The following is a 17,171-nucleotide window of genomic DNA, read 5'->3' on the forward strand; positions in this document are numbered from 1 at the left end:
ATATATGCTAAAATGTTTATATCCTTTTTTCATAAATTAACTCCTTTAATGTTTGTTGTCGTAACTACATTATATCGGTTTTTATGAAAAAAGGTCTTTTTTTATTTCAAGTGGTCGACTTGAAATGATTATACACCAAAGGAGAACCCCTCTCTATCAATTATTTAAACTATAATCTTGAAAAATATATTTGTAACAGTGTTTTAAAGCTTTATCGAAATAATAAATATTTATTTATTTATTTTGTTTTTTCTTTTTCTAAGTAAAATTAGATCCCTTAAATAATTTTCATCTTTAGCCTCTAACCATTTTTCTTGAAATTTTTCATCTTTAATCAATGTGGCTATAGATGCTAGAGTCTGGAGGTGTAATTTATTTAATTTTGGACTGCTAACAAATAAAAAGACAGCTTTTATTTTTGGGTGTTTTTCACTGAATTTAATTCCATCTTTGCATCTAAATACAGCCATATGGAATGTATCTATATCTTCTAAAACGATGTGTGGGATAGCTGTAAATCCAGATATAGCAGTAGTTATCTCATTCTCTCTTTCAAAAAAAAGACTTTCTAATTCTAAATGATTTCTTCCTAAAATAATAGAGAATTTTTCAGCTTCTAACTTAATCAATTCTTCTAAACTAGTGAAACTTTTTAGATCTACAATGGGAGCCTCCATAACTATTTTATCAAATTCTGTAAGTACAACATCATCTCTTTGATGAATAATATCTCTAAGTTCACTCTCTAAGTTATGCCCTAATTTGAGATTATCAGTAATTCTTATTAAAAGATGTAAAAGTGCGTATTCTTTGCTGGAATTTTTCTTTCCATAGGTAAAATAGATAGCTAAACTTATAAAAATAAGTCCGATACTAGATTCAATAGCAGATACTCCTAATTGGGTTATAAAATACGTAAATACAAATATAGTAAATATCTGTATCCATGGATATAGAGGAGCTATAAAAGAAGGTCTGTAATTTGACAGATTACTTTCTCTGATGATAATCACCGATAAATTGGTAAGGACATATGTCATCAATATAACGGCTGATGCTGTTTTGGCAAGTGTTTCTAATGGCAATAATAAAGATCCGACTATGAGTAGCCCTGTAGATACAATAGCCACTATAGGGGTTTTAAATTTTTCATTGACCTTTCCTACAAAATCAGGGAATAATTTATCTCGGCTCATTGCTAGTGGGTATCTAGACGCTGCCATGATTCCAGCATTGGCTGTAGAGATAAAGGCTAAAAGAGATGCTATAGTGAGGACTATATAACCTGGTTTTCCAGCTAATATCTGAGCAGCATCAGCAATAGGAGTCAGTGAATTGGCTAATTGCTCTCCTGGTAAGACTCCTACAGTAACAAAAAGTGTAGTTGCATATATTACAATGATAACTGCAATCGAAGAGAACATTCCTTTAGGAATATTAACTTTTGGATTCTTTACCTCCTCTGAGATAGAAGCGACTTTTAAAAGTCCACCAAAGGATACAAAGATAAAGGCTGCTGTAGAGATTATAAGCCCTGCTCCTAGAGATGAAAAAGGTCCACCACTAGTAACTAATTCAAATTTGTTATCAACTAAATCGTATATTTGAACAAAAGGAGTAAAAAAATCAATATTGATATTAAACATACCAACAGCTATAAAGATTCCCATTAAGAAGAGTAAGCCTATAACCAAAACAACCTCAAAGGTGCTGGCAATTTCAACACCAATTATATTTAATATTAAAAATATAGATGTGACAATAGAGGAGATAATGACCAGAGTCTGATGGTCTAGGTTACTTCCGTAGATGATGCCACCGATAACTCCTGCTATACCAAAGATTGCAAAAGCAGTTTTCAAACAGATTGCAAACCAGCTGAGGACTCCAGAGATGGTTCCTATGAGAGGACCTAGGGTTCTCACAATAAAAAAATAATCTCCACCAGCTTTTGGCATGGCAGTGATAAGCTCGATAACAGATAATATTCCTACAAAAGCAATTAATCCGCCAAGGATGTAACCTAAAATCATCATTGGACCGGCCTTACTAAATGCTATTCCAGGTAATATAAATATGCCTGAACTTATCATTGCTCCAGATGAGATGCTAAATACATCCATGTATCCAAGTTCTTTTTTTAGTTCCACAATATCACCTCATTTTTATATTTTAATAATACGAGTATACTTCATTTTTATGACATTACAAATTAAGCTATTACTAAGATTAAATGGATAATTTTAAATAATCATTTGATATAAGTATTTTAAAACCATAGAAAGTGTAAGTATTGAAAACTTACCATAATAGAATCCCTTTAATATCTCGCAAATTTATTTTTAGATTTTTTATATCGACCTTTCCCCAAAAAAAATTATATTTTATCTTACCGTAAATTATTTGTAGTTTTTTATCTTTAATGTAATAGATCTTATAAAAGCTTCCTTTTTTTAACCTATATTTAGATATTTTTTTTTGATTCCATAGATAATCTAGATAATCTAAATACAGTAAAGACTTATCTTTTAGAGAATTTTCATAGAGATCTACGGTATTTTCAATATCTATATTTTTATAATCTTCTATATATTTATCTTTATGAGTTTGAACATCATAGGCTGTTTCTAAAATTTTAAGTTGAGATGATGTATAGAATTTCGTAGGTAGGAGGCTGCTCTTTTGGTTATTGCATTTTTTACAGAGCAGAACGGCGTTATACCTATCATCTATTTTCAAACCATAACCTAGAGACAGGGGCATATGATGATCTATTTGTAGATTTTTTTTACTTCCGCAATTAAAACAGAAATGTTCAAATAGATGTTTTATCCATTGGCGATCAGCATAGGTAAAATTGGAATCTATAATTTTATGTCTTTCATATCGTTTCCCCTTAATTTTAAATATTTTACAAATTCTTTTTTTGGTAACATTAAAGGGAATCTTACTCCTAAAATCCCCTTTGATTATTCTATATGCAATCTCTTCCTTTTTTTTAATAAGTTCATCTATCCCATAAGGATTCCCCCTATATAAATTTATATCCATTTTTTCTGAGCCATCTGCGGTAAGATTTTGGATCTTTTATATATTCTCCTATATATTCCCAATATTTCTTAGAATGGTTGGGGTATTTTAGGTGTCCTAGTTCATGCACTACCAAGTACTCAATTACATCTAGTGGAACTTTTATAAGGTTAAGGTTGAAAGTGAGAGTTCCGCTAGAATAGCAGATTCCCCAGGCAGATTTTAATGGTTTAATCTTTATCTTCTCAGGGTAAAGATCCATAAGTTTAGTATATTTTTCAAGATAACTCTCTAAAATCCTTTTTATTTTTTGGTGATACCATTGACTTAAGATTAGATCAAAATTCTCAGAGCTATTGGAAATTATATTTTCTTCCTCTATCTTTATGGGAATCTCAGATTTTTCTATCTTTAAAGGATAGAGTTTTCCGAGATAATAAACCCCTGAATTATCAACTAGAGCCGAATATTTTTCCAATTTATCCTCTATCCAAGCATATTTATCTTCTACCAATTTTAACCCATAGGAATAGGAAACGCTCATAGGGATACTTAAAATAATCTCCATAGATGGTTTTACCTGGAGGGAGATGTTTTTCTTTTTTTTCTTGATTATACTGAGTTCTCTCTGGATATTTCCAATGTTTATCTTATATTTTTTTATCATCTTTTTCCAATTAGTAAGAATAGTGCATATTTTTTATTGTTCTTTTCTATAATAAAAATATTTTCAACTACCTTTATCTCTTTAAATCCTGCACCTCTAAAAATTTTCTCTAGAAATTCATTTGAGAATCCCAGAGAGTAGATTCCATCCAATGAATCATGAAATGAACCATCTTCTTCCATTAGATCTGCAATGGCTATTATTCCATCAAGATTTAAAGAATCATATAGTTTTACTGCTAATTTAGTGATATTTTCGATATGATGCATAACCATAGAACTCATAATTAGATCGAAGGTTGAAGTGATTTCAAATATTCCTGTAAGTTCAGTGGTTAAATTTTTATAACCTTTTCCTTTTCCTTTTAAAATATCCAGCATATTAGGAGCAAGATCTATCCCGTGGACTGCTCCAACCTCCTCTATTAAAGGAAAAATTAGTAATCCAGTACCACATCCAAAGTCCAAGATATTCATATTTTTATTTAATTTTATATTATTTTTTATCGACCTGGCGATGGCATTGCTGCGTTCTATTTTTGACTCTGTATCCCAATCTTTTGCACGCTCATTAAAGTTACTCATATTTATCCTCCTATTGTTTTTTCTAATATGATTATACAATAGAAAAATCCATAAACAAATGACTTTGTTTATGGCTTTAGATTTTAATATTATGAAACTTCTAATTCTGCTTCTGCTTCTGTTGGTTGTGCATTTCTACCTTTTATTCTTATATCATCCCAAAGTTTGAAATCACCTTTAATTCCAATTTCATTAGGATTGAAATCCCAGTTATCTTGAGTTCCGTTTTTCATTCTAGCTTTATAATCTTTTAAACATAATACAGATGGTTTAAACATAATTAAGATACCTACTATATTAACCCATGCCATCATTCCTACACCAATATCACCAAGTGTCCAAGCAAGACCACCAGACATAATTGTACCTAGGAATACAAATGCTAAAAACAGTACACTTAATATTTTTCTAATTTTTTTACCTGAAGCTTCGTCTCCGAATAGGTAAATTGAAGCTGTGTCCCCATTCCAGAAATAAGCTAGGATTGTTGTAAAAGCAAAGAACATGATAGCTACCGCTACAATATAAGCTCCATAACCAATACCAGCATCCAATGCTGCAGTTGTATTTAGTGGCCCAATAGTAGACATTGTCATCTCAGCAGTAGATCCAAATCCTGAGAATATTGCCTTTCCATTGGGAGCGAAAACTTTATATGCACCAGTGATGATGATCATCAGTGCAGTTGCTGTACACACGAATACAGAGTCTATATATATAGAGAAAGTTTGTATTAATCCCTGTTTAGCAGGATGTGAAGTGTCAGCGGCAGCAGCAGATGCAGGACCAGTACCTTGTCCAGCTTCATTAGAATAGATACCTCTTTTAACTCCCCACATAACAGCGGCACCTACGATACCAGCAAAGGCTTCTTCTTGACCAAATGCGGATCTAATAATTAATGATAATGATGGAATAATATCTCCAACATTTAAAGCTAGTACTATGATAGCCACAAGGATATAGGCTATAGCCATAAATGGAACTACTACACCAGCAAATTTAGCTATCCTTTTAGCACCACCAAATATAATTATTCCTAACATTATAACTATTGCTAATCCTGTTGCCCATGTAGGGATACCAGTAGCTGTATACACAGATCCTGCAATTACATTAGCTTGCACAGAAGGCATAAAGAATGTCATCCCGGCTACAGTTACAATAGCAAATAAGTTACCATACCAAGCTTTACCACCTAATAAACCTTTCTTAAAGTAATAAGCTGGTCCTCCTCTGTATCCGCCTTCAATTTTTTCTTTATATAGTTGTCCCAATGTAGATTCAACATATGATGAAGCTGCACCTAGAAGTGAGATAACCCATAACCAAAAGATAGATCCCGGTCCTCCTAAAGCAATTGCTGTGGCAACTCCTGCAATGTTTCCTGTTCCTACTCTTCCAGAAACTGACATACACATTGCCTCAAATCCACTTATTGAATCTTTAGATCTTTCTCCTGGTTTAACATCTTTTCCCATTAATAACCTTATCATTTCTTTGATCATTGTAAATTGTGCTCCTCCAATCTTTAGAGTGAAGAATAGTCCTGCTCCAAGACAAAGATAGACAAGTAGCGGTGACCAAATAATACCATTTAACCCATTAATAAAACTTTCCATAAAATACCTCCGTTTAAATACAATATAAATAATTGAAATTCGATCTGTAATTTGGAACACTAGTTTTTTTCTTTAGTTAACAATTAAAGGATAGCACCCTACAAACAAGAAGTCAAACCTAGAAACATACACTTCATTTGTTTCTAGGACACGATTAAGAGATCTCCTTGTAATATTGTGAATTTTTTCTTTTTATAGTCGAATTTTCTTGTTGTAAATTTTTTTTTTTGTTATAAAAAATTATTATATAATTATAGTAAAATAAATAAATCCCTGCACATAGACAGGGATTTATTTTTAGAAATTATAATGTTATAACATTATAATTTATATGTATAAACATCAAAATAATTGATATTTACAACATAAGTTCGTAAAATAATACAACCTTGTATGTGAAATAAATAACTATTTGATTAAATTATTTCCGTATTTTGATTGTGTTGAAAAAATAAATTTTAATCACTTTTTAGGTGTTTTTTAATTATATCTTCACTTTTTTTCACAATTTCATTTATCTCTAAATCTTTAGGATATAGAGGAGAAAGAAATGTTAGATCAATATTTGTAGATTTAGGAAATTTATTTCCAACAGGCATAGCTTTATAAGCACCATCGATGACAAATGGTTGAATTGGAACATTTAAAGTTTTACTTAGAATAGCAAAAGCTTTTTTAAACTGTGCCATCTCTCCATCCCTGCTTCTAGTCCCCTCTGGGAATATAATTAGATTTTTCCCCTGACGGAGCACCATAGCAGCAGCCTGTAAAGTTTCACTTAAGTTATTATCAACATCTAAAAGAATTATATTTCCATGATTAGCACCCCATTTTTTAAATGAACCTTTAAAATGTTTCGATACAGCCAAGTAATAGGTATTTTCTAATATTTCTTTATTTAGAGCTGTATTGAGTATAAAACCATCTAAGAAACTTTGATGATTTCCAATGAAGATAGCTGGTTGGTTAGTGATGTTTTTCATTCCACTTTTATTTATTTTAATGTATCCCTTAAAAAATGGAGTTAAGATACATTTTGCAATTTTTAAGGCTATACTAGATTTAGGGATAAAAACATCGATATCCTTATTTAATATTTTGGACCAGTCATTTTCTTTTTCTGTGATCTTTACACCCTTGTCATGTAGAAATTTAGAGAGCTCATATAGAGTTGGATATTGAAAAAGTTCATCCTCCATAATGGTAATGTTAAATGTATTTCCTACAAAGGAAAGTAATTCTACAAAATCCAAAGAATCCATTCCTAGATCTAATTCAAAATGATCTTTTGGGGTAGGAGATAGACCTTTTAATTTTTCTATAAATTTTTTCAATATTATATATTCTTTTATGGTTGGTTCTATAACTTTCTCTACGACTCTTTTTTTCTCCTCTAATAGATCTTTCAACTTAAATCTTCTAAGTTTTCCTAGTTTTGTTTTAGGGAGTTCCTCCTGTACGATCTTGATATCTAATATTTTTCTATAATTAGGAGCTTCGACATTGTATGGATTTATGACATTCCATTTTATAGCTTCACTTATATTTTTAATCCCCTCTTGTTCAATCATTGCAAAATTAGGATATACAATTGCAACTAGATGGCTTTTATGCTCAGTAACAGCTAATTCAGAAATTAAATTAGTTCTTTTCATAATATTATCTTCTATATCCTGTGGATTGATATTTTTACCATTAGGCAGAACTATCATTTCTTTTTTCCTGCCAATAATATAGAGATGACCATCTTTGAGTTCACCTAGATCCCCAGTACGAAACCATCCATCTGAATCAATAGCTTCGGCAGTAGCTTCAGGTTTATTATAATAACCTTTCATAACATTAGCACCACGAACTACGACCTCTTTATCATCATTGATCTTAACTTCCACACCATTTAAGGGTACACCACAAGATCCAGGGACGATATCGTCGGGATATGTCAAGGTTAGCATAGGAGCAGTTTCGGTTAATCCAAATCCTTCCACCAATGAGAATCCAAGGGTTTTAAAATCTTTTATAATCTGTGGATCGATCTTAGCACCACCTGAAACCATAATATACATTTCTCCACCAAATCCATCCTGAACCTTCTTAAATATTTTTTTACCCAATTTTTTATTATTTGTCATAGCAACTAGTTTAAATAGTGTTTTAGCTATAAAGTTGGAATTTATTTGTTCCATAATTCCCTTGTGGAACATCTCCCATAACCTTGGGACTCCTACGAATAGAGTTATCTTATGCTTTTGTAAGGCATTTTTTATTCCCGCAGATGAAAGATCATCTACGATTACTACTGTAGCTCCTACATATAGGGGGGCTATGAGCGATCCCATAAGGGGTAAGATATGGTGTAGGGGTAAAAGAGCTAAAGCTCTATCATATTCATGAAATAGACCAAACTTTATAATGGTATTGATATTTGACATAAGGTTATTCATGGTGAGCATAACCCCTTTTGGATCTCCAGTAGTTCCTGATGTATACAGTAAAAGGACTGTTTGATTCCCTGCGGGGGATTCCAGATAATCTTTTTTAGCTATATAATTATCAGGGATAGAAATCTCATCTACATTGATAATAGAAATATCTAAACCAGATAATTGGATCCCTTTTTTGGCAATTTCTAAATTTTTATTACTTGTATAAAAATATTTAGGTTGGGCATCTTTTAAAAAATAAGCAATCTCAGTAAAACTACTGGTAGCATCAATGTTTATAGAAGTTCCATTTTTCTCCCAAATAGAAAATACAGCTTGAGCGATCTCAGGACGGTTTTCTAAAAAGACAACAACTTTATCTTCTGGTTCTTCTAAGTTTAATTTTTCTGAAAAATATAAGGATTTTCTGATTAATTCTTTAAAAGAAAGTTTGTTTTCTCCATATATTATTGCTGGTTTATCTCTAAAGGTGATAAATTTCATAACGCCTCCTGAATAGTACGTTCACTCTTTTTTACTATCTCATTTATCTCTAAATTATCAGGAGAAATAGGAGGTAAAAATTTTAAATTAACATCTGTCGATTTTGGGAACTTAGTTCCAACAGGCATAGCTTTATAAGCCCCATCGATAACAAATGGTTGAATAGGTACATTTAATGTTTTACTTAAGATTGCAAAGGCTTTTTTAAACTCTGTCATCTCACCATCTCTGCTTCTAGCTCCTTCAGGGAATATAACTAAGTTTTTCCCTTGACGCAGAACCATAGCTGCTGCGTGTAGAGTTTCGGTTAAATTACTATTTACATCTAGAAGTATGATATTTCCATGATTAGCTATCCATTTTTTAAATGAACCGTTAAAGTGCTTGTCAACGGCTAAATAATAGGTATTTTGTAATATTTTTTTATCTAAAGCATTGTTTAAGATAAATGCATCCAGCATACTTTGATGATTTCCTATAAAGATAGTTGGTTTATTGGTAATATTTTCTAATCCGCTTGTCTTTACTTTCACACGACTGTTGAAGAAAGGGGACAACATACACTTTGCAAATTTTAAACTAAAACTAGATTGAGGGATAAAAACATCTGTATCATGGCTTAATATCTCAGACCAGTCTGTTTCTTTTTCGGTAATTTCAACACCTTTACTATGTAAAAAATTAGCTAGATCAAACAGCGTAGGATACTTTGATATTTCATCATCGAGTAGAGTGATATTGAAATTATTTCCAATAAATGATAGAAGTTCAACAAAATCAAGAGAATCCATACCTAGATCTAGTTCAAAATGATCCTTTGGGTTAGGAGTAGTTCCCTTTAATTTTAAGATGAATTCCTTTAGTATTCTATATTCTTCAGTGGTAGGTTCGTCTACTTTTTCTACCACTTTTTTTTTCTCTTCTAAAAGATCTTTCAATTTAAATCTCCGAAGTTTTCCTAATTTTGTTTTAGGCAGTTCATCTTGGACTATCTTAATATCTAATATTTTTCGATAATTAGGAGCTTCTACGTTATAAGGATCTATGATATCCCATTTTATTTTTTCTCCTATATTCTTTACACCTTCATTTTCCATTGCTGCAAAATCAGGATAAACTATAGCTACTAGATGGCTCTTATGCTCTGTAATAGCTATCTCTTTGATTAGGTCAGTTCTTTTCAGGATTTCCATCTCAATATCGGAAGGGTTGATATTTTTACCATTAGCTAGAACGATCATCTCTTTTTTTCTACCGACAATATAAAGATATCCATCTTTTAATTCTCCTAAATCTCCAGTATGGAGCCATCTATTTTTATCGATTATTTCAGCAGTAGCTTCAGGATTATTGAAATAACCTTTCATAATATTTGCTCCACGAACTATAATCTCCCCATCATTGGCTATTTTTAATTCTATCCCAGGAAGGGGTGCGCCACAAGATCCCGGCCTCATATCATCATATCTATTGAAAGTAAGGATCGGTGATGTTTCTGTGAGACCATAACCCTCGATTAGATGAAATCCTAGAGTATGGAAGTCTTTTATAATTTGAGGATCGATCTTAGCTCCACCAGAAATCATAATATGCATCTCTCCACCAAAGCCATCTTGAACTTTTTTAAATATTTTTTTACCTAATTCAATATTATTAGTCATAGCAACTAATTTAAACAATGTTTTGGCAACAAAATTACTGTTGATTTTTTCCATAATTCCTTTGTGGAACATCTCCCAAAGTCTAGGAACTCCTAGAAATAGAGTGATCTTATATTTTTGCATAGCACCTTTTATCGCTGCCGAGGAAAGATCATCTAAAATAACAATTGTAGCTCCAACTTTTGTTGGTGCTAGCAGACAACCAACAAGTGGTAAAATGTGGTGTAGTGGTAAAAGTGCAAGGATTCTATCGACTTCACGATATATTCCAATTTGTTCAATATTATCTATATTAGAAAGCAAATTTTTCATAGTAAGCATTACACCTTTTGGGTTACCAGTAGTACCAGAAGTATATAGAAGCAACACTGTTTGATCTCCAACTGGAGCTTCAATATAGTCTTTCTTTCCTACATAGGAATCGGGGACTTTCACCTCATCTAAGTTAATAATGATGACATTTTCACTTGAGAGCTCTACCGCTTCCTTAGCAATTTCAATGTTTTTATTACTTGTGTATAGATACATAGGTTTTGCATCTCTAATAAAATAAGCAAGTTCTTTGGGGGAACTACTGGCATCTACTGTAATAGAGATACCATTTTTTTCCCAAGAAGAGAAGATAGCATATGCGATTTCAGGCCGATTTTCTAAAAACACTAAGACTTTATCTTCTGGATTTTCTAATGTTAACATGTCTGAATAATATAAAATGTTTCTTACTAATTCTTTATACGAAATTTCGGTTTCTTTGTATATTAGAGCTGGTTTGTCTCTTGAAATAATAAATTTCATGATATTCCTCCTAAATTATTAATAAATATTTCAACTTATTATACTATATTTATTGATGTAAAACAAACATACTCAAGGGGAAATACGAATAAAAGAGTTACCTCGTCTGTTTCAGAATATAAGGGAAGTATATAATTTTTGTTTTAAAATTAATTTAATAGGAAAATATGAATAAAGAAGGTATAAATTATTATTCAACAATAAAATATTTCATAAGGGGGGTTGACCATGTATGCACAAGAAAATAGTAGTCAATTAATTAACGTAGAACATATTTTGCCAGAGAATTTAATAATTTTGCCAATGCTAACAAGACCAATATTTCCAAATATTATGATCCCTATAACTTTTTCAGGAGAAGTTTTTTTAAAAACTATCAAAATGGTAGAGGAGACCGAAAATAGATTATTAGGTTTAGTTTTTGTAAAAGAATTAAATCAATTTGATATTTTTAAATCAGAGCTATATGAAGTTGGAACAATAGTGAAAATTCATAAGATAACACCTCTTTCAGCTAATACAATTCAGATAATAGTTCAAGGCTTGAATAGATTTGAACTATTAAAAGTGAAAATGAAAGAACCTAATATCATTTGGAATGTAGAATACGACGAGGGAGAGGAGGGACCTCCAAATGATGAAATTCGTGCTTATATGCTAGCAATTATGACATCTTTAAGGGAAATTTTTAAGGTTAATCCAATTTTGCAAGAGGAACTAAAATTACTTATGACCCAGGTAAATTATGAAAGACCAGGTGTACTTATGGATCTGATTACTTCTATGCTAAAAACAGAAAATAAAAACCTGCAAGAGGTTTTGGAGGAATGGGATCTAGCTAAGAGAAGTAGGCTGATATTAACGATGTTGAAAAAAGAATTAGAGATATCGCATCTCCAACAAAAACTTCAAAAACAAATTGAAGAAAAAGTGAGTAAACAACAAAAAGAATATTTTTTAAGGGAACAATTAAAATTAATAAAAAAAGAATTAGGAATGGAAAAAGACGATCAAGAGAGCGAAGTTGAAAAAATACTACAGATGTTAGAGGGAAAAACTCTAAGTGAAGAAGCATTAAAGACTGTGGAGGAACAAATAGAAAAATTGAAATTATTAGACAGCCATTCTCCTGAGTATAATGTAGTGAGATCCTACCTTTTAGCCATAGCAGAGCTGCCGTGGGGAGTCTATTCAAACGACAGTTTGGATATAAATAAATCGAGAAAAAAACTGGATGAAGATCACTATGGATTACAGGATGTTAAAAATAATATTTTAGAATTTATTAGTACCATTATGAAAACCGGAACTGTAAGTGGTGCTATCCTTTGTTTAGTAGGGCCTCCAGGTGTGGGGAAGACTTCCATTGGAAAATCAATTGCAAATGCATTAAATCGTGAATTTTTTCGATTTTCTGTAGGTGGGATGAAAGATGAAGCTGAGATAAAAGGTCATAGAAGAACTTATATCGGTGCTATGCCAGGAAAGATATTACAGGCTTTAAAAAAAGTTGGAACAGCAAATCCAATAATAATGTTAGATGAAATAGACAAAATTGGGAACAGTTATCAAGGGGATCCAGCATCAGCTCTCTTAGAGGTATTAGATCCAGAGCAAAATGTAGAATTTTTAGACCACTATTTGGATGTAAGGTTTGATCTATCTAAAATTTTATTTATAACTACAGCCAATCAGTTAGACACTATCCCCAGACCACTCTTAGACAGGATGGAATTAATTCAACTACCAGGTTATATACTAGAGGAAAAAGAAGAGATAGCAAAGAAATATCTGATTCCGCATCAAATGGAAGAACATGGATTAACAAAAAAAGAAATATCAATCTCAGCTCCGACACTGAAAGAAATTATTGATAAATATGCTAGAGAAGCAGGAGTAAGAGGGTTAGAAAAAAATATTAAAAAAATTATGAGAAAAGCTACTCTAAAAATTGCCGAAGGGGAACATAGAAAAATAAGTGTAAATAAAAATAATATGGAAGAATTTTTAGGTAAACCAATTTTCACAACTGAAGAACTATATAATAAAAATATACCTGGAGTTACACTGGGATTAGCTTGGACATCTATGGGAGGAGTTACTCTATATATAGAAGCAAGAGTTATAGGTCATCAAGGCGGATTTAAGCAAACAGGTCAATTGGGAGATGTAATGAGAGAATCTTCAATTATCGCCTATTCATACGTAAAATCTTTGATGTGTAGGGAAGACTGTGATGAAGATAAAAAAGATTTCTTTGATAAACACAGTATTCATCTTCATGTACCAGAAGGTGCTACTCCGAAAGATGGACCTTCCGCTGGAGTAACTATGGCACTGGCTTTATATTCACTGGCTAAAAATAAATCAATTAAAAATAATTTAGCTATGACTGGCGAGATCACACTGACTGGAAAAATATTACCTATTGGAGGAGTAAGGGAAAAAACAATAGCTGCAAGAAGGGTAGGAATAGATACGTTATTATTTCCAAAAGACAATAAAACTGATTTTGAGAGACTACCCGATTATATAAAAGAAGGAATCACAGTACATTATGCTGATTATTTCGAAGATATATTAGAAGTAGTATTTTAAAGTATTTACCTAATAAAGATTGTATTAATTTTAGGATTTCATCTCTAATTAATACAACCTTTAAACATCTAGCATTTAAAGTCCGATAACGTTGAGATATAAAACTTTATTACTAAATAAATAAACTATGATATAATACTGTTATATTAATATATATGGAGTTCTAACAATGATGTTAATTCATGAAAAATTAAAAATATATATGGCTAAAAAAAATCTTAATATTATAAAAATTTCTATTATAACAGCTAAAGGTGGTTGATGTGCTGGTGCCCAGTCGCTTCGGGTTGAAGCAATAAAAGAGATGGAAAATGAGAATGGATTTACTAAATATAGTGTAGATGGCTTAGATGTATATATCTATGATGGGTTGGAATTAAAGGATGAAATAGAGATTAAATATTTATATTCAATACCTATGATAGTAACTGTACTCAGTACTACTGGAATAAGGATAAAAGATTAAAAAATAAGCCATTTTAAATAGTTTTTGAATAAAGGAGTCTTTGACTTCTTTATTTTTTTATTATCTTTGGAAATTATAAATTTAATTTTTAAAATATGTATAAGTTTAAAATACCAGCTGAATAGTTCTAAATTTACTATAGAAGGAGTAATTATGGAAAAAAAGATATAGTTTTAAAAAAAAGAAATATTGAAGGATATAAAGAGAATTATGGTCATGTAATAGTAATAGGAGGAAGTCGAGGATTCACGGGAGCACCTGTAATTACAGCTAACTCAGCAGTGAGATCAGGAGCAGGTCTTGTAACTCTTTATGTAGAAGATGGGATTGAAAGTACTGTGTGCTCAAATATTTTAGAAGCTATGAGCTGTACATTATCAAATGATATAAGATTAAAAAAATTACTAAAAGCTGCTACTGTGATAGCTTTTGGACCCGGGATGGGAATGGAGAAGACTTTAAATATTTTAAAATATACTTTAGTTAATTCTACGTGTTCCATGGTAATAGATGCAGATGGAATAAATGTACTCCATAAAAATATGAAATTATTGAGAGGGGAAAAAATAGTTTTAACTCCTCATTTAGGAGAGTTTTCAAGACTCACTGGATTAGATATAGAAGAAATTAAAAAAGATAGATTAAACATTGCTAAAGAATTTGCCCATACTCATAATGTAGTTTTACTCTTAAAAGGACACAGGACTCTTATTACTGACGGAAAAGACGTATATATAAATACAAATAGAAATCCTGCCATGGCAAATGGAGGTATGGGAGATTCCCTTACAGGTATAATTGCCTCTTTAATAGCCCAGGGATATGAATTATTGGAAGCTACTTATATGGGAGCTTATATTCATGGTTATATAGGAGATGAATTATCAAAGTAAAGGTTTTGCGTTACAGCAAGAGATATAATAGAATACCTACCTATCTATATGAAAAAATTTCAAAGATAAGAGTTACTAATTTGGCAAAAGTGGTATTACCTCATGATATTTTTCATAGATATGAAAAATATCCTTGTAATTCAAATTAATTTATAAGTATAATATATGTATTAATTATCAATAAGGGAGCATTATATATGCTGAGGAAAAAAATGTTAACTGCTGTGACTATTTCAAATGTACTAGTTTTTATATTTATGTTTGTTTATTTAAAAAAATCAATAGATAGAGATTATAAAAATTTAGAGATTCTTAGATCGGAATCTATATATCATTTGATAGACCATGAATTTCAAGGAATGTATAAAGATTTAGAAAAAATTAATATTGACTGGAGTAAGTGGGATGATACCTATGGATTTATAGAAGGAGATGACAAAGTAGGGGAAATATTTATAAAGAGTAATTTAGATTATGGAGTATTATATGGGATATTATCCGATTTAAATTTAAATTTCATTATTTTTCAGGATGACCACGGGCAAACCTTATATCAACAGAGTTATGATGATTTATCAGAGAAAAAAATTTCTAGGGGAAAAATTGAGATGATAGCAAAAAAAATTTCTGATTATACAGAGAAAACAGGGGTGCTCGTTGGAGAAGGTAAAGAAGCTATTGTTTTTTCTAATTTGAAGATAAGCGATAGTAAGAATGTGAAAAAATCAAATGGTAATTTAATAATGGGTTATTTTTTAAATAAAAATAGGGTTATGGCTATAGAAGAAAAATTAGGAATTCAACTTAGTATGGCAGGAACTTCTCAAAAATTAAAAATCCCATATAAAATTAATATAGGTAAGGACAGAATATATAATAAACTGTATATCTCAACTCTATCGGGAGGAAGTGTTATTTTGATAATCAAAGGAATGCTGATATACTGATCCTAGGGAAGACAAAATGTGAAAAAATATATAGTTTTACTGGTTGTTAATTTTATAATCTTAGTATTTTCTATATATATATTTATGGAACAGATTATAGTAAAAAGATTAAGAAAGATGGATCATTCGGTAAGGGAAATAATAGAGTGTCAGGATTTGGGGAAACGTCTTAGGACTAAAGGTAAAGACGAGAGCGGTAATTTAGGAAGAAATATAAATATTTTATTGGTAGACATTGAGGTTATGAAGGAAAGATTATACGGTCTAGCTACCTATGATGTAATGACCGGAATTTTAAACAGGCATATGGGTTTTGAAAAATTAGGAAAAAAGTTTAAAAGAGCTCAAAATAACAATGAAATATTTATAATAGCTTTTATAGATATAAATAACTTAAAATATGTAAATGACAAATATTCCCATGAAGAGGGAGATAAATTAATTAAAAATATTGTAAAAATTATAGAAAAAAAATTAGAATCTAAAGATATTTTTTTGAGATTTGGAGGTGATGAGTTTATTCTGGGATTTAACAGGTTAAACTTATTAGAGGTAAATCTATTATTTAATGAAATTGAAAAAAGTTTAAAAAATTATGATAATGAATCTAAAAAAGAATATACACATAGTATCAGTATAGGAATAGCAGAATGTCGAGAAAATAAAACTTTAGATGAATATGTTAATATAGCAGATATCAATATGTATAAAAATAAAAGACATAGAAAGAAGTTTCTGGAAAGGATATATGTTGAAAAAATTTAAAAAAGAGGTGTTTTATGGGCGTATCCCAAATTTAGTGTAAATTAATTTTAACCTTCTTAGTTGATAGAGTATAATCGGTGTATAATCATTTCAAGTCGACCACTTGAAATAAAAAAAGACCTTTTTTCATAAAAACCGATATAATGTAGTTACGACAACAAACATTAAAGGAGTTAATTTATGAAAAAAGGATATAAACATTTTAGCATATATGAA

General features: G+C 30.8%; 12 protein-coding genes. 5 read left to right on the top strand and 7 right to left on the bottom strand.

Translation table 11 applies throughout. The features are described 5' to 3' along the window. Positions 1-230 precede the first annotated feature (230 nt). The 7 genes from V5784_RS07595 to V5784_RS07625 form a co-directional block, all read right to left on the bottom strand. A complete protein-coding gene (locus V5784_RS07595; protein WP_336888428.1) occupies positions 231-2,150 on the bottom strand; it encodes an amino acid permease in 1,920 nt (639 codons plus the stop codon). 151 nt (positions 2,151-2,301) lie between these two features. After that, on the bottom strand, positions 2,302-3,051 hold the full coding sequence (locus tag V5784_RS07600; protein ID WP_336888429.1) for an HNH endonuclease: 750 nt from the start codon (positions 3,049-3,051) through the stop codon (positions 2,302-2,304). After that, entirely contained in the window at positions 3,032-3,697 is a 666-nt protein-coding gene (locus tag V5784_RS07605; RefSeq protein WP_336888430.1) for a SprT family zinc-dependent metalloprotease, read from the bottom strand. Before V5784_RS07605 ends, V5784_RS07600 begins: the two co-directional genes overlap by 20 nt. After that, positions 3,694-4,281, bottom strand: a complete 588-nt coding sequence (locus V5784_RS07610) for a methyltransferase domain-containing protein (protein ID WP_336888431.1) — start codon at positions 4,279-4,281, stop codon at positions 3,694-3,696. Before V5784_RS07610 ends, V5784_RS07605 begins: the two co-directional genes overlap by 4 nt. A gap of 89 nt (positions 4,282-4,370) precedes the next feature. Next, positions 4,371-5,903, bottom strand: coding sequence for an alanine/glycine:cation symporter family protein (locus V5784_RS07615; RefSeq protein ID WP_336888432.1), 1,533 nt, complete (start codon positions 5,901-5,903; stop codon positions 4,371-4,373). A gap of 458 nt (positions 5,904-6,361) precedes the next feature. Further along, on the bottom strand, positions 6,362-8,830 hold the full coding sequence (locus V5784_RS07620; RefSeq protein ID WP_336888433.1) for an AMP-binding protein: 2,469 nt from the start codon (positions 8,828-8,830) through the stop codon (positions 6,362-6,364). Further along, positions 8,827-11,286 (bottom strand): AMP-binding protein, encoded by a 2,460-nt coding sequence (locus V5784_RS07625; RefSeq protein ID WP_336888434.1) that lies wholly within the window; start codon positions 11,284-11,286, stop codon positions 8,827-8,829. Before V5784_RS07625 ends, V5784_RS07620 begins: the two co-directional genes overlap by 4 nt. Before the next feature lie 228 nt (positions 11,287-11,514). On the opposite strand from V5784_RS07625, the gene lon reads away from it, so the two are divergent. The 5 genes from lon (at position 11,515) to V5784_RS07650 (ending at position 16,955) form a co-directional block, all read left to right on the top strand. Further along, on the top strand, positions 11,515-13,884 hold the full coding sequence (gene lon, locus V5784_RS07630; RefSeq protein ID WP_336888435.1) for an endopeptidase La: 2,370 nt from the start codon (positions 11,515-11,517) through the stop codon (positions 13,882-13,884). Between the two features lie 304 nt (positions 13,885-14,188). Next, positions 14,189-14,350 (top strand): hypothetical protein, encoded by a 162-nt coding sequence (locus tag V5784_RS07635; RefSeq protein WP_336888436.1) that lies wholly within the window; start codon positions 14,189-14,191, stop codon positions 14,348-14,350. A gap of 167 nt (positions 14,351-14,517) precedes the next feature. Next, positions 14,518-15,243, top strand: a complete 726-nt coding sequence (locus V5784_RS07640) for an NAD(P)H-hydrate dehydratase (RefSeq protein ID WP_336888439.1) — start codon at positions 14,518-14,520, stop codon at positions 15,241-15,243. Positions 15,244-15,440: 197 nt separating this feature from the next. Beyond that, positions 15,441-16,190, top strand: a complete 750-nt coding sequence (locus V5784_RS07645) for a CHASE4 domain-containing protein (protein WP_336888437.1) — start codon at positions 15,441-15,443, stop codon at positions 16,188-16,190. Positions 16,191-16,208: 18 nt separating this feature from the next. Beyond that, entirely contained in the window at positions 16,209-16,955 is a 747-nt protein-coding gene (locus tag V5784_RS07650; protein ID WP_336888438.1) for a GGDEF domain-containing protein, read from the top strand. The last annotated feature ends 216 nt before the right edge of the window (positions 16,956-17,171 follow it).

Origin of the sequence: Psychrilyobacter sp. (genome assembly GCF_037132775.1) — a bacterium.
Lineage (GTDB): Bacteria > Fusobacteriota > Fusobacteriia > Fusobacteriales > Fusobacteriaceae > Psychrilyobacter.

What these genes read in the sequence shown, in the direction of transcription:
- lon (WP_336888435.1), top strand. Translation starts at nt 11,515, where the DNA reads ATGTATGCACAAGAAAATAGTAGTCAATTAATTAACGTAGAACATATT.
- V5784_RS07615 (WP_336888432.1), bottom strand. Translation starts at nt 5,903, where the DNA reads ATGGAAAGTTTTATTAATGGGTTAAATGGTATTATTTGGTCACCGCTA.
- V5784_RS07610 (WP_336888431.1), bottom strand. Translation starts at nt 4,281, where the DNA reads ATGAGTAACTTTAATGAGCGTGCAAAAGATTGGGATACAGAGTCAAAA.
- V5784_RS07605 (WP_336888430.1), bottom strand. Translation starts at nt 3,697, where the DNA reads ATGATAAAAAAATATAAGATAAACATTGGAAATATCCAGAGAGAACTC.
- V5784_RS07625 (WP_336888434.1), bottom strand. Translation starts at nt 11,286, where the DNA reads ATGAAATTTATTATTTCAAGAGACAAACCAGCTCTAATATACAAAGAA.
- V5784_RS07635 (WP_336888436.1), top strand. Translation starts at nt 14,189, where the DNA reads ATGGAAAATGAGAATGGATTTACTAAATATAGTGTAGATGGCTTAGAT.
- V5784_RS07645 (WP_336888437.1), top strand. Translation starts at nt 15,441, where the DNA reads ATGCTGAGGAAAAAAATGTTAACTGCTGTGACTATTTCAAATGTACTA.
- V5784_RS07600 (WP_336888429.1), bottom strand. Translation starts at nt 3,051, where the DNA reads ATGGATATAAATTTATATAGGGGGAATCCTTATGGGATAGATGAACTT.
- V5784_RS07620 (WP_336888433.1), bottom strand. Translation starts at nt 8,830, where the DNA reads ATGAAATTTATCACCTTTAGAGATAAACCAGCAATAATATATGGAGAA.